Raw genomic sequence first — 13,792 nt, forward strand, 5'->3', positions numbered from 1 at the left:
ATGACGACCACCGGGCACCCGGCCACCGAGCAGCTCGCCGAACAGCTGTCGGCCACCACCCTGCTGCGCTTCGCCACCGCCGGATCCGTGGACGACGGCAAGTCCACGCTGGTGGGGCGGCTGTTGCACGACTCGAAGTCCGTGCTCACCGACCAGTTGGAGGCCGTCGAGCGCGCCTCGCTCGGCCGCGGCCAGGACACCCCCGATCTGGCGCTGCTCACCGACGGGCTGCGCGCCGAGCGCGAGCAGGGCATCACCATCGATGTCGCGTACCGCTACTTCGCCACGCCCCGCCGCCGGTTCATCCTCGCCGACACCCCCGGGCATGTGCAGTACACGCGGAACATGGTGACCGGCGCCTCCACCGCCGAACTCGCCGTCGTGCTGGTCGACGCGCGCAACGGAGTGGTCGAGCAGACCCGCCGGCACGCGGCGGTCGCGGCCCTGCTCCGGGTTCCGCACGTGGTGCTGGCCGTCAACAAGATGGACCTCGTGGCGTACGCGGAGCCCGTGTTCGCCACGATCGCCGAGGAGTTCACCGCGTACGCCGCCTCGCTCGGCGTCCCCGAGGTCACCGCGATCCCGATCTCGGCGCTGGCCGGGGACAACGTGGTGGAGCCGTCGGCGAACATGGACTGGTACGGCGGGCCGACCGTCCTGGAACACCTGGAGACCGTCGCCGTCAGCCACGACCTGTCCGGCTGCCCGGCCCGCTTCCCCGTCCAGTACGTGATCCGGCCGCAGAGCGCCGAACACCCCGACTACCGCGGCTACGCGGGCCAGATCGCCTCCGGCGTACTGCGCGTCGGCGAGGCGGTGACCGTACTGCCGTCCGGCCGCACCAGCACCATCGAGGGCATCGACGCGCTCGGCGAGAGCGTCGACATCGCGTGGGCGCCGCAGTCGGTGACGATCCGTCTCAGCGACGACGTGGACGTCTCGCGCGGCGATCTGATCGCGCCCAGCTCCGGTGTCCCCGCCATCACCCGGGACGTCGAGGCGACCGTCTGCCATGTCGCCGACCGGCCGCTGACCGTGGGCCAGCGGGTGCTGCTGAAGCACACGACCCGCACGGTGAAGGCGATCGTCAAGGACATCCCGTCCCGGCTCACCCTGGACGACCTGTCCCAGCACCCCGCTCCCGGACAGCTCGTCGCCAACGACATCGGCCGGGTCGTCGTCCGTACGGCCGAGCCGCTGGCGCTCGACGCGTACCGCGACTCGCGCCGTACCGGCTCCTTCCTGCTGATCGACCCGGCCGACGGCACCACGCTGGCGGCCGGCATGGCGGGCGACTCGTTCGCCGCCGAACCGCCGCCCGCCCCGGCCGCGGACACCACCGCCGGCGACGAGGGCTGGGACTTCTGATGCCCAGGGACGTGTACGCGACGTTCGCGAAGGAGGGCGGCCGGGTCGGCAGCGGCGCCCTCGGCGCGGGGACCGGCGGGGTGGCGCGATGTGCGCGCTGACGTACGCGCACCGCACGCGCGCCCAGAGCACCGGCGGGACCGCCGTGTCACGCCCGCCGCTGTCACGCCCGCCGCATCTGTTCCGCCGAAGACCTTCCGACACCGCCGACCGCCCGGCCACGCCGCCTCGTCACCGAGGGACGTGAGCGCGGGCCGACGAGAGGAACCCCTCCCGTGCCAGCCACCCGTACCGTCCCGCGCCGTACCGTCCCGCGCCGCCGGCGTACCCTTGCCGCGGTCGCGGCCCTGCCCCTGCTCGCCTTGGTCCTCGGCGCCTGCGGCTACGGCTCCGAGAGCGAGCAGGACGAGAAGACCGCCCCCGCCGCCAAAGGCGAGAAGATAGGCGGCCTCGGCGAGGTGAAGATCGGGTACTTCGCCAACATCACGCACGCCACCGCGCTGGTCGGCCTCCAGGAGGGCCTGATCCAGAAGGAGTTGGGCGGCACCAAGATCAAGCCGCAGGTCTTCAACGCGGGTCCCTCGGAGATCGAGGCGCTCAACGCGGGCGCGATCGACATCGGCTGGATCGGCCCCTCCCCCTCGATCAACGGCTTCACGAAGTCGAAGGGCCAGAACCTGCGGATCATCTCCGGCTCGGCCTCCGGCGGTGTCTCGCTCGTCGTCGACCCGAAGAAGATCAAGTCCCTGGACGACCTCAAGGGCAAGCGCATCGCGACACCGCAGCTCGGCAACACGCAGGACGTGGCGCTGCTCAACTACCTGTCGGACAAGGGCCTGAAGGTCGACACCAACACCGGCAAGGGTGACGTCACCGTCATCCGGCAGGACAACAAGCAGATCCCCGCGTCCTTCGAGTCCGGTTCGCTGGACGGCGCGTGGGTGCCCGAGCCGACCGCGTCGAAGCTGGTCGCGGGCGGCGGTTCGGTGCTGCTGGACGAGAAGAAGCTGTGGAAGGACGGCAAGTTCGTCATCACGAACGTGATCGTCTCCCAGAAGTTCCTCAAGGAGCACCCGGACGTGGTCGAGGCCGTACTGCGCGGCTCGGTGAAGACGAACGCCTGGATCAACGAGAACCCGGACGAGGCCAAGGCCGCGGCCAACGCCAAGCTCAAGGCGGACTCGGGGGCGGCGCTGCCGCCCGAGGTGATCGACCCGGCGTGGAACAACGTCGACATCACCGACGACCCGCTGGCCGCCACGCTGAGCGTGTCGTCCGAGCACGCGGTGAAGGCGGGCCTGCTCGAAGACCCGCTGCTCGACGGCATCTACGACCTGACGCCGCTCAACAAGGTGCTGAAGGCGGAGGGCAAGCCCGCTATCGACGACGCCGGTCTCGGCGTCGAGTAGTCACCCCGACGCACAGTCACCCGACGCACAGTCACCCGACCCGCCCGCAACCGGACCGCCCTCAGGACCCCAGGAGGTGTGACTCATGGCCACCGCACTCGTCAAGCCGGCCGCAACGGTCGACACACAGCCGTACGCCACCCGTCTCGACCATGTGTCCAAGTCGTTCGGCCGGCCCGGCGCGCGGCAGCTCGTGCTGGACGACGTCAGCATCGAGGTGGCGCACGGCGAGTTCGTGACCCTGCTGGGGGCGTCCGGCTGCGGCAAATCCACTCTGCTCAACCTGGTCGCCGGGCTCGACCTGCCGTCGTCGGGGGCGATCGACGTCCCCGGCGGCCGGCCCGCCCTGATGTTCCAGGAGCACGCGCTGTTCCCGTGGCTCACCGCGGGCAAGAACATCGAACTCGCCCTGAAGATGCGTGGCATGCCCAAGGCCGAGCGGCGCGGGGAGGCCGAGCGGCTGCTCGAACTGGTCCGGCTGAAGGGCGCGTACGGCAAGCGGGTGCACGAGCTGTCCGGCGGTATGCGCCAGCGGGTCGCGCTGGCCCGCGCACTGGCGCAGGACAGCCAACTGCTGCTGATGGACGAGCCGTTCGCCGCGCTCGACGCCATCACCCGCGACGTACTCCACGAGGAACTGACCCGGATCTGGGCCGAGACGAACGTGTCGGTCCTCTTCGTCACGCACAACGTCCGCGAGGCGGTGCGGCTCGCCGAGCGCGTGGTGCTGATGTCGTCCCGGCCGGGGCGGATCGCGCGGGAGTGGCGCATCGACATCCCGCAGCCGCGCCGGATCGAGGACGCCGCGGTGGCCGACCTGTCCGTGGAGATCACCGAAGAGCTGCGGGGGGAGATTCGCCGACATGGCCAGCACTGAAACGGGCACTTCCGGGGCTTCCGGACGTTCCGGGGCCTCCGGGGCTTCCGGGGCTTCCGGGGGCGGCACGTCCGGCACGAAGGTGTCGAAGAAGGTGCCCGAGAAGGTGTCCAAGGAAGACCTGGCGGGCCTGGAGGCCGGTCTGGACGCCCTGGAGACCAGGACCGCCGAGCGCGTGTCGCTGGGCAGTGTCCTGCTCTCCAAGATCGTCCCGCCGCTCGTGGCGGTCGTCCTGGTGGTCACGCTCTGGCAGCTCGCCGCCGCCTCCGACCTCAAGCCCGACTACGTACTGCCGGGGCCGCTCGACGTCTGGCACTCCATCGAGAAGATGTGGCTGGACGGCACGCTGCTCGGCTACATCTGGACCAGCGTCTCGCGCGGCGCGCTGGGCTTCGCCGTCTCCGTCGCCATCGGTACGCCGCTCGGGCTGCTGGTCGCGCGGGTCAAGGTGGTACGGGCCGCGATCGGCCCGATCCTGTCCGGGCTCCAGTCCCTGCCTTCGGTGGCCTGGGTGCCCGCGGCGATCATCTGGTTCGGTCTGACCGACGCGACGATCTACGCCGTGGTGCTGCTCGGGGCCGTACCGTCCATCGCCAACGGCCTGGTGGCCGGCGTCGACCAGATCCCGCCGCTGTATCTGCGGGCCGGCCGGACCATCGGCGCCACCGGCGTCAACGGCATCCGGCATGTCCTGCTGCCCGCCGCGCTGCCCGGCTATCTGGCAGGCTTGAAGCAGGGCTGGGCGTTCTCCTGGCGTTCGCTGATGGCCGCCGAGCTGATCGCCAGCTCGCCCGACCTCGGTACGGGACTCGGCCAGCTCATGGAGAACTTCCGCACCTACAGTGACATGTCCGGTGTGCTGGCCACGATCATCCTCATCCTGATCGTCGGTATCGGCATCGACCTGCTGTTCTTCTCGCCCCTGGAGCGCCGCGTCCTGCGCAGTCGCGGCCTCCTGGTCAGGAGCTGACGCCCGTGCCCCGTAACCCCGGCCACCGACCCGTACTCGTCGTCGTCGCGCACGGCAGCCGCGACCCGCGGCACGCCGCGACCGTGCGTGCCCTGCTGCGCCGGGTGCGCGCGCTGCGGCCGGGGCTGCGGGTGGAGGCGGGCTTCCTGGACTTCAACACCCCTTCGGCGCCTGCGGTGTTGGAGCGGCTGGACGCGGAGGGCGTACGGGACGTGGTGGCGCTCCCGCTGCTGCTGACCCGCGCCTTCCACGCCAAGTCCGACATCCCGGCCGTGCTGCGCGAGGCGCGGGCGCGGCTGCCCAGGCTCGCCGTGCGGCAGGCCGATGTCCTCGGCCCGTCGTCGCTGCTGACGGCGGCGCTGGAGCGCCGGCTGTACGAGGCCGGGCTCCGGCCCGGCGACAAGGGCTCGACCGGGGTCGTGCTGGCCTCGGCCGGCTCATCGGACCCGGAGGCGATCGCGGTGATCGCTCATGTCGCGCGGGAGTGGCGGCGCACCGGTTGGTGTGCCGTGCGGCCCGCGTTCGCCTCCGCTTCGCTGCCGCGCACCGAGGACGCGGTGCGCGAGCTGCGGGCGGAGGGGGTACGGCGGGTGGCCGTGGCCCCGTACGTGATCGCGCCCGGCCGCCTGCCCGACCGCATCGCGCGGGGCGCGCACGGGTCGGGGGCGGACGTACTGGCCGATGTACTGGGCCCCGCACCGGAGTTGGCGCGGCTGCTGGTGCGGCGGTACGAGGCGGCGCGCACCGCGCGGCTGCTGGTGTCCGCCTGATCTGCCGGGGCGGTCAGCCGAGCGGTCGGCAGGGCGGTCAGCCGAAGTCGAGGCCGCCGGTGCGGGTGCGCTTCAGCTCGAAGAAGTCGGGGTAACCGGCGAGCACCCGGAAGCTGTCGAAGAGCCGCCCGGCGTCCTCGCCGCGCGGGATCGCCCGCAGGACCGGGCCGAACCAGACCGTTCCGTCGACCTGGATGGTCGGCGTGCCGACGTACGCATCGGCCGCCGGGTCCTTGCCCGCGTCGTGGCTACGGCGTACGGCCTCGTCGTACGACGGGTCGTGTGCGGCCTCCGCGAGAGCGGCGGGCAGCCCCAGCTCGGCCAGCGCCTCGGCGACGACCGCGTCGAAGTCCTCGTTCTTCCGCTCGTGGATCCGGGTGCCGAGCGCGGTGTAGAGGTCGCGGAGGATGCCGTCGCCGTGCTGCTGGGCGGCGGCCACGGCGACCCGGACCGGTCCGATGGACCGGTCCACCAGGTCGCGGTACCAGTCGGGCAGTTCGTTGCCGACGTTGTGCAGGTAGAGACTCATCACATGGAAGCGCAGGTCGAGCGGGCGCTCCCGCTCGACCTCCAGCATCCAGCGCGAGGTGATCCACGCGAAGGGGCAGGCGGGATCGAAGGAGAAGTCGACGGTGGTGCGGTGTTCCTGTTCCCGAACGCTCATACCACCGAGGCTAGCGGGACGGTGGCCCCACTCTGCGGGCCATTCGTACGGCGATCAGGTGGGCCACTCGGCGCGGCGCCCCCAGCCGGCTCAGGCCGCCCACTCCGGGTCGCGGCCACTCGCCGCGAGTGCCCGGCCGAAGGTCCCGGCCGTCGCGGGGACCGCCACGGGGTCGGCGAAGCCGTCGTACTTCCGGTACATCTCGGCGTACTCCTCGACGACGCCCAGGACGAACGCGGCACTCTCCTCGGAGAGACGGAACTCCTGTCCGGTGGCCCGCGCCAACTCCCAGCCGTGCAGGGCCATTTCGAGGGTCATCAGAGTGCCGACGGAGGCGGCCGGGGTCGCTCCGGCGCCCTCGCCGATCTCACCCTCCCAGACGGTGGGATCGGCCCACGCGGTGACGGCGCGGTCCAGTGCGACCCGGTACCGCTGGGGCCAGTCGGCGTCCGTCGTGAAGTCGCGTGCGGTGAGTGTCTCCGGCATCTCCGTGCGCCGGGCGCGGTGCTCCAGGCCGTGCGAGGTGTGGAGCACCAGGTGGTTGGCCAGGGCCCGGACGTCCCAGTCGGCGCTCGGTGTGGGGTCCGGGAGCCGGACGGCGGGTACGTGGCCCGCGATCCGGGCGGCCTCGGCGGCACACTCACGCATCGCCGGGTACACGGTCTTGACGGGGCTGCTCGTTTCACCGTTCGTTTCGCTGCTCGTGTCATTGTTCATGTCGCTGTTCATGTCCCCCACGGTAGGAACGCCCCGAGTGCCGGTCTTGAAGAAAGGCGACAGCCCCGGAAGCCGGTTGCGGTGTGCGTGGCGCCCCGCCTAGCGTTCGGGAACGTGACCCCCGACCTGCGTACCGAGCGCCTCACCCTGTCCCCGTACGTCCCCGCCGACGAGGACGACTTCGTCGCGCTCTTCCAGGACACCCGGGTGTCCCGCTGGATGGGCGACGGGACGCAGAGCGAAGCCGCCGACCGGGCGCTGTTCGGGCGGGTCCTCACCGATGTGTATCCCACGAACCGGTTCGACGTGTGGGCCGTGCGGCAGGCCGGCCGCTACGCCGGGCACGCCGAGATCAAGCCGTCGCCGGAGACCTGGCTGGACGGTCATGAGCTGGTCTACGCGCTGGCGCCGGCCGTCCAGGGCCAGGGGCTCGGCCGCGAACTGGCCGTGGCGCTCACCGCGTACGGGCACGACACCCTCGGTCTGGCCGAGGTCCACGCCACCGTCGACGCGCGGAACACGCCCTCGCTGGCACTGCTCGCGCGGCTCGGATACGTACATGTACGGGACGTTCCTGAGGAGGACGGCGGCGCCGCCACGAGCCTTCTCACCCACCGGCGTCGTTGATCCTCGGCGGGGCCACCGGTCAGCACGGAGCGGTGTCAGTGGCACGTGGGAGCATCGGGCGCATGACGCAAACGACAGAGTTCGACTGGCGGCCGTTCCTGCTCAGATGGAGCGGGGAGTGGTCGGACTGGTCGGATTCCCGGTCCGACGACGAGACGCGGAGCGAGGGGGACGAAGCCGCCCGGCAGGGCCGGTGGTTGGGCTTCCCGCCGGCCTCCGAGGAACGGATCGTGGCCATGGAGAAGCGCCTCGGTCGACAAATGCCCCCGTCCTACCGGCAGTTCCTCAAGGTCAGCGACGGGTGGCAGCACGCCGGCGGGTTCGTCTGGCTGCTGGCGGGGACCACGGACGCGCGCTGGCACGACAACGAGTCCGGGCTCGCGGACATGTTCGAGGAGGATTTGGACGAGGACGCCGGGCCCGACGAGCGGCGGGACGCGGAGATCTGGCGGCGCGGGCTCCAGCTCGAAGTGGAGTCCGACGCGACCTACGTGCTCATGGATCCCGAGGACGTGGACGAGGACGGCGAGTGGGCCGTGTACACGTGGGCGGGCTGGCGGGCCGCGCCACCCGAGCGGTACGCGAACTTCGCCGAGTTCATGCGGGACATGCACCGGGAGTTCCACAGCCTGCGGGCACACCGGACCGAGGGGGAGCCGGAGTTCGCCAACGACACGACGCGGGAGCTGGACGCCTTGGTGGAGAAGGCCCGGCTGATGGCGCTGCGCGGCGAGTGGGAGCGGGCCGGGCGGACGCTGGACGAGGCGAAGGAGTACGGCAGGCCGCGGGCCGTCGGGCTGGGTGACCAGATACGTCGTCTGCTCGGACAGACGTACATGGTGTACTTCGAGGACGTGGTGACCGACCCGCGGTACGCACCCGAGTTGCTGCCGTCGCTGGTCGCCGAGCACGCGGCGCACTCGTACCGGGACGACTCCACGCTGATGTTCCATCTGCGGGGAGCCGGGGACGACGTGGTGTCGTCGGCCTACGCGACGCTGGAGCGGGTGCGCGACGGCACCTACCGGTACACGGCGGCGGGACCGTTCGGGGAAGCGGTCGAACGGGCACGGGAGCTGGCGCGGTGGGGCGACACCGACGGGGCCTGGCGGACGCTGATGGACGCTCTGCCGCTATGGCAACCGCTGGGTCCCGACCACCTGGCGCCGATGGGGTGGGTGGCCGACCCCCTGCTCGGCCCCCTGCTGACCCCGGACCGGGGCCGCGAGCTGCTGTCCACCCCCAGGGGTGGACAGGCGGGTGAGGCACCGGCCCGGTCGGCGGGCCTCGACGCGGACAACCTGACGTGGCTCGCGGACCCGGACGCCCACGACAACCTGACGTCCTACCGGTTCGTCCTGGTCGAGGGTGTGGCGCCGGAGGATCTGCCCGGACGTCTCGCGGACGGGGACGAGGCGGCGCTGGACGATCCCATGACCTCCGACGAAGCACGCCGCCGGTCGCTCGGCGGACAGAGGGAGTTCTCGTCCTACGACGACAGGGCCCTGATGTCGGTCGGCCGGGCCGGTGACCGCTGGAGCTTCGCCTTCGACGGCGACCCCGCGCACTTCGACCCGCGGCGGTTCGTCTCCCCCGCAGCGGCCGCCGCCGCGGCCACAGCCGCCGCCGCGGGTGCCCGCGCGGTGGTCGTGTGGAGCGGTCTGCGGACCTGGCGCGGGAACCCGTTCTTCCACCTCTCCGTGGCGCGGGACGGTGCCGAGCGGTACGCCTTCACGTACGCGGACGCAGAGATACACCGAACCGGAGAGATACCACGGGCACTGGACCCGGACCGGTTCTTCGGCTCCGGGTCCGGGAAGGTGGAGGGAGAGGGGCACGCCGAGGCGGAACGGTCGCTGCTGGAGGCCGTGACCGGCGAGTTCGGTGTCCACCTGCCGCGCCACGCGATCACGAACGGACGGCTGCACACGTTCACCAGCCGCTCATGGACGCGGGCGCCGGGGAACGGGGAGACGTACGCCGTGATCAGCCTGAACCTGGTGCGGGAATGAGCTGACCGGGGCGGGGGGCCGCGTCTACGATTCCCCCATGGCTGTCATGTCGCGCCTCGCACCGCGCCGCTGTTGTTGTCGCTGACGCCTGCTTCCCCCCTCCCGCCGTTCCTCCCCTCCCTCCTTCGAGGAGTCAAGCGATGACCCCTGCTCGTCGTTCCGTGCTGAAGATGCTCGCGGCTGCCCCGGTGGCCGCCCAGGTGGCCACGGCCCCGCCCGCGACTGCCGCACCCAGCGCGCACACCGTCCCCGCGGCCCCCAGCGCCGCCCCCGGCATCGTCAAGCCGCTGCCTCCCGAGCTGTTCACCATCCGCGGCACCAACGCCGAGGCCAGCTTCGCCGCCCTGCGCGACACCGGCCTCCACACCCCCGTGGAGCACTTCTTCGTCCGCAACCACACGTCAACTCCCGTGCTGGACAAGGGTTCCTGGAGTCTGACGGTGTGGGGCAGCGGCCTGCGCGGCGGCCCGACCCGCTTCACGTACGACCAGCTGCGCCGACTCCCCTCCGTCACCCGCGACGCGGCCGTCGAGTGCGCGGGCAACGGCCGCAGCTTCTACACCTCGCAGCAGGGCGACACCGCCTCGGGCACGGCGTGGACGCTCGGCGCGATCGGCGTCGCCCGCTGGCGAGGCGTGCGGCTCTCCGACGTGCTGCGCCATGCCGGGATCGGCGGGCACGCGGTCGACGTGATGCCCCGCGGACTCGACGCCGACTATGTCACCGAGGGCGTCAACCTGGGCCGGGTGCGCCGCCCGCTGCCGGTGGCGAAGGCGCTGGACGACGTGATCCTCGCGTACGAGATGAACGGCGAGCCGCTGCCGTACGACCACGGGTATCCGGTACGGGTCGTCGTACCGTCCTGGGTGGGGATCGCCTCCATCAAGTGGCTGGGCGACATCGAGGTGAGCGCCGAGCCGCTGAGTTCGCCCTGGAACACCGACTTCTACCGGCTGTTCGGCCCGTCGTACCCGCCCGGGGGCAGCGCCCCGCTGACCCGGCAGACCATCAAGTCCGGTTTCGAACTCGCCCCGGACACCGTGCTGGCCGCCGGGCGCACCCATCAGCTGACCGGCCGCGCCTGGTCGGCCCACGCGCCGGTGCGCCAGGTCGAGTTCAGCACCGACGGCGGAGGCCGGTGGCAGCGGGCGCGGTTGCGGGACACGCCCCGCCGTAACAACTGGGTTCGCTGGTCGGCGCCTTGGCACCCGCGGACCGCCGGGCGGACGCACCTGCTGGCGCGCGCCACGGACACGGCGGGCAACACCCAGCCCGAGCGCTCGGTGCCCAACACACAGGGCTATCTCTTCGACGCGATGATCAGAGTCCCGGTCACGGTGAGCTGACCCGAGTCGTCGACCTGAGTCATCCATCTGAGCCATCGACCTGGGTCGTCGTGTTGTGTGTCGGACGTATAGCGGCGGTACGAAGCCCTCGTTGCCGTATCGCGTATTCGGACCGGGCCCCTTGCCCACGGCTTCGTACCGCCGCTAGCTTCGCGCACATGTCCCTGTCCCAGCGGTTGAGCAAACGACGCGCCGTCGATCTGATGCGCGTCGCCACCGCCCTCTGTAGCTGACCTCACCGCCCCATTCCGTGACGGCTCCAGCAATTCAGAGAACCCGGGAACAGACATGCCCAGAGCACTCCGTGCCGCCCTGCTCGCCACCGTCCTGATCAGCCCGGCCGTGCTCACCGGCTGCGCGGACAACACCGCCACCACCACCGCGTCCTCGAAGGATCTCTCCGCTGTCGAGATCCCGGGGACGGTGGACCCGGACACCGAGATCACGATCGGGAGTCCGGAGATCGAGGTGGCTCTCAAGCTGTCCGGACAGATCGACAAACTCCCCTTCAAGGTGAAGTGGGCGAATCTCAGCGGCGGTCCGCAGTGCTCCGAGGCATTCCGCGCCAAGTCCCTGGACGTGTGCTCGGCGGCCGAGATCCCGTCGATCCACGCCCACTGGACCGGGCTCGACACCAAGCTGGTGGCCGCGGCGTTCCGTACGGATCCGGTCAAGGACCCGATATACGAGCTGGGCATCGCACCGGGTGCCGCTATCGACAGCCTCTCTGACCTGCGGGGCAAGCGGATCGCGTACAGCCCCGGACAGGCCCAGGGCGCGCTCGTACTGCGCGTCCTGGCCAAGGCGGGGCTCGCCAAGGGCGATGTGAAGCTGGTCGAGCTGCCGAGCACCGGTGATGTCTATCCCACCGCGCTCGGCGGCAACCAGGTCGACGCCGCACCGCTCGGCGGGGTCAACATCAAGCGCTATGCGGCGAAGTACGGCAAGGACGGCGGCAAGACGATCCCGCACGGGCTGCGGGACGACCCGAGTCATCTCTGGGTACCGACGGCGTCGGTGAGTGACCCTCAGAAAGCGGCGGCCATAAGGGAGTTCGTCACCTACTGGGCCAAGGCGGAGGTCTGGATCGACACGCACCCGCAGGAATGGATCGAGGGCTACTACGTGAAGGACCAGGGGCTGTCGCGCGAGGACGGCGAGTATCTGGTCAAGACCGGCGGTCACCCGGCCATTCCGGGCGACTGGACACAGACCATCGCCGACCAGCAGAAGACGGTGGACCTGCTGGCGAAGGAGACCGACCAGAAGTCGTTCGACACGGAGATCCTCTTCGACCGCCGCTACGAGAAGGTCGGGGCCGAAGCGGTCGCGGGCACCGGAGCCGGGACGGGAGCCGGATCATGAGCACCGAGGCAGCCGAAGAAGTCACCGTCGCCAAAGACGAATTGACGGACAAGGAACCTGGATCCCGTCCACGTCCCGGTCCCGGTCCCGTCGGATCCGCCCGCCCGAAGAACACCGCCCCCGGCCCCCGGCGGCTCGGGCCGCGCCGCCGTCTCGGCCTGGGGCGCCCCGTCCCGTACGGCTGGGCGCTCGGCCCCCTGCTGCTGCTCGCCGTCTGGGCGGCGGGCTCCGCCACCGGCCTCATCGACGCCCGCAACCTCTCGGCCCCCTGGACAGTGGTCATGACGGCGGGCGATCTGATCGAGAACGGCCGGCTCCAGTCCAACCTCGCGACCTCGGCCCAACGCGCCGCGCTCGGGCTGCTGTTCGGCGTCGGCGCCGGTCTGCTGCTGGCCCTCGTGTCGGGGCTCAGCAGGATCGCCGAAGGCGTGATCGACGGCCCGGTACAGATCAAGCGGGCCATCCCGTCCCTCGCGCTGATCCCGCTGCTGATCCTGTGGTTCGGCATCGGCGAGTCCATGAAGGTCATCACGATCGCCCTGGGTGTCTTCGTGCCCGTCTACATCCACACGCACAACGGACTGCGCACCATCGACAACCGCTACGTCGAGCTGGCCGAGACGGTGCGGCTGAGCCGTACGGCCTTCCTGCGCCATGTCGTGCTGCCCGGCGCGCTGCCCGGATTCCTGCTGGGGATGCGGTTCGCGGTGACCGGCGCCTGGCTGGCCCTGGTGGTGGTCGAGCAGGTCAACGCCACCAGCGGGATCGGCTACATGATGGAGCTGGCCCGGACGTACGGGCAGACCGACGTCATCGTCGTCGGCCTGGTCGTGTACGGGCTCCTCGGGCTCCTCTCGGACGCGCTGGTCCGCCTCGTCGAACGGAGGACGCTGTCATGGCGACGCACCCTGGCGGGCTGACCGCCCAGGACCACGAGGTCGTGCGGATCAGGAATCTGATCCGTTCCTTCGGCGACCGCGACGTCCTCGACCGTCTCGATCTCGACGTCGGCGCCGGGGAGTTCGTCGCGCTGCTCGGCCGCAGCGGCTCCGGCAAGAGCACGCTGCTGCGCGCGCTCGCCGGTCTCGACCACGACGTCACCGGCACCGGCGAACTCAGCTCTCCCGAGCCGGTCTCCGTGGTGTTCCAGGACGCCCGGCTGCTGCCCTGGAAGCGCGTGCTCGACAACGTCGTCCTCGGTCTCGACGGACCCGGCCCGGTGGAGCGCGGCCGGGCCGCGCTCGCCGAAGTCGGCCTGGCGGGACGGGAGAAGGCGTGGCCCGTCGAACTGTCCGGTGGTGAACAGCAGCGGGTGTCCCTGGCCCGTTCACTCGTACGCGAACCCGGGCTGCTGCTCGCCGACGAGCCGTTCGGCGCGCTGGACGCGCTGACCCGTATCCGGATGCACGTACTGCTGCGCCGGCTGTGCGCCAAGCACCGGCCGGCGGTCCTGCTGGTGACGCACGACGTGGATGAGGCGATCGTCCTCGCGGACCGCGTGGTGGTCCTCGCCGAGGGGCGCGTCGGCGCGGACATCCCGGTGACCCTGCCCACCCCGCGCGCCCACGGCAGCGCCGCGTACGCGGCGCTGCGGGAGAGCCTGCTGGCGGAGCTGGGGGTCGACGGCGAACCGAGCCCGTCCGGCGATTGAGGACAGAACCCACCCG

The 13,792-nt window shown here is 71.2% G+C and carries 13 protein-coding genes; 11 read left to right on the forward strand and 2 right to left on the reverse strand.

Translation table 11 applies throughout. The annotated features are described in order from the left end of the window. The 5 genes from OG700_RS06165 (at position 1) to OG700_RS06185 (ending at position 5,394) form a co-directional block, all read left to right on the forward strand. Positions 1–1,368, forward strand: a complete 1,368-nt coding sequence (locus OG700_RS06165; RefSeq protein ID WP_405610058.1) for a sulfate adenylyltransferase subunit 1 — start codon at positions 1–3, stop codon at positions 1,366–1,368. Between the two features lie 275 nt (positions 1,369–1,643). Next, positions 1,644–2,777 carry an ABC transporter substrate-binding protein gene (locus OG700_RS06170; protein ID WP_405610061.1) on the forward strand — a complete coding sequence of 378 codons (1,134 nt, stop codon included), beginning with the start codon at positions 1,644–1,646 and terminating at the stop codon, positions 2,775–2,777. A gap of 85 nt (positions 2,778–2,862) precedes the next feature. Then, positions 2,863–3,654: an ABC transporter ATP-binding protein gene (locus tag OG700_RS06175; RefSeq protein WP_405610064.1), complete on the forward strand. Its 792-nt coding sequence runs from the start codon at positions 2,863–2,865 to the stop codon at positions 3,652–3,654. Then, entirely contained in the window at positions 3,641–4,624 is a 984-nt protein-coding gene (locus tag OG700_RS06180; RefSeq protein WP_405610067.1) for an ABC transporter permease, read from the forward strand. Before OG700_RS06175 ends, OG700_RS06180 begins: the two co-directional genes overlap by 14 nt. Before the next feature lie 5 nt (positions 4,625–4,629). Then, positions 4,630–5,394, forward strand: coding sequence for a sirohydrochlorin chelatase (locus OG700_RS06185; RefSeq protein ID WP_405610070.1), 765 nt, complete (start codon positions 4,630–4,632; stop codon positions 5,392–5,394). 37 nt (positions 5,395–5,431) lie between these two features. Here the strand turns inward: OG700_RS06185 and OG700_RS06190 are convergent, their stop codons facing one another. Both OG700_RS06190 and OG700_RS06195 read right to left on the reverse strand, forming a co-directional pair. Next, entirely contained in the window at positions 5,432–6,058 is a 627-nt protein-coding gene (locus tag OG700_RS06190; protein WP_405610073.1) for a DsbA family protein, read from the reverse strand. Between the two features lie 90 nt (positions 6,059–6,148). Then, positions 6,149–6,787 carry a TIGR03086 family metal-binding protein gene (locus OG700_RS06195; RefSeq protein ID WP_405610076.1) on the reverse strand — a complete coding sequence of 213 codons (639 nt, stop codon included), beginning with the start codon at positions 6,785–6,787 and terminating at the stop codon, positions 6,149–6,151. A gap of 102 nt (positions 6,788–6,889) precedes the next feature. On the opposite strand from OG700_RS06195, the gene OG700_RS06200 reads away from it, so the two are divergent. The 6 genes from OG700_RS06200 to OG700_RS06225 all read left to right on the forward strand — a co-directional run bounded on the left by OG700_RS06200 (position 6,890) and on the right by OG700_RS06225 (position 13,776). Then, positions 6,890–7,402 (forward strand): GNAT family N-acetyltransferase, encoded by a 513-nt coding sequence (locus tag OG700_RS06200; RefSeq protein ID WP_405610079.1) that lies wholly within the window; start codon positions 6,890–6,892, stop codon positions 7,400–7,402. A gap of 62 nt (positions 7,403–7,464) precedes the next feature. After that, entirely contained in the window at positions 7,465–9,414 is a 1,950-nt protein-coding gene (locus OG700_RS06205) for an SMI1/KNR4 family protein (RefSeq protein WP_405610082.1), read from the forward strand. A 140-nt stretch (positions 9,415–9,554) separates the two neighbouring features. Continuing rightward, entirely contained in the window at positions 9,555–10,760 is a 1,206-nt protein-coding gene (locus tag OG700_RS06210) for a sulfite oxidase (protein WP_405610085.1), read from the forward strand. A 288-nt stretch (positions 10,761–11,048) separates the two neighbouring features. Beyond that, on the forward strand, positions 11,049–12,125 hold the full coding sequence (locus OG700_RS06215; protein WP_405610088.1) for an ABC transporter substrate-binding protein: 1,077 nt from the start codon (positions 11,049–11,051) through the stop codon (positions 12,123–12,125). Continuing rightward, positions 12,122–13,045, forward strand: coding sequence for an ABC transporter permease (locus OG700_RS06220; RefSeq protein ID WP_405610091.1), 924 nt, complete (start codon positions 12,122–12,124; stop codon positions 13,043–13,045). The genes OG700_RS06215 and OG700_RS06220 overlap by 4 nt, the downstream gene beginning before the upstream one ends. After that, entirely contained in the window at positions 13,021–13,776 is a 756-nt protein-coding gene (locus OG700_RS06225; protein WP_405610094.1) for an ABC transporter ATP-binding protein, read from the forward strand. The genes OG700_RS06220 and OG700_RS06225 overlap by 25 nt, the downstream gene beginning before the upstream one ends. The last annotated feature ends 16 nt before the right edge of the window (positions 13,777–13,792 follow it).

This window comes from Streptomyces sp. NBC_01508 (assembly GCF_045040315.1).
In the GTDB taxonomy this organism is placed as follows: domain Bacteria; phylum Actinomycetota; class Actinomycetes; order Streptomycetales; family Streptomycetaceae; genus Streptomyces.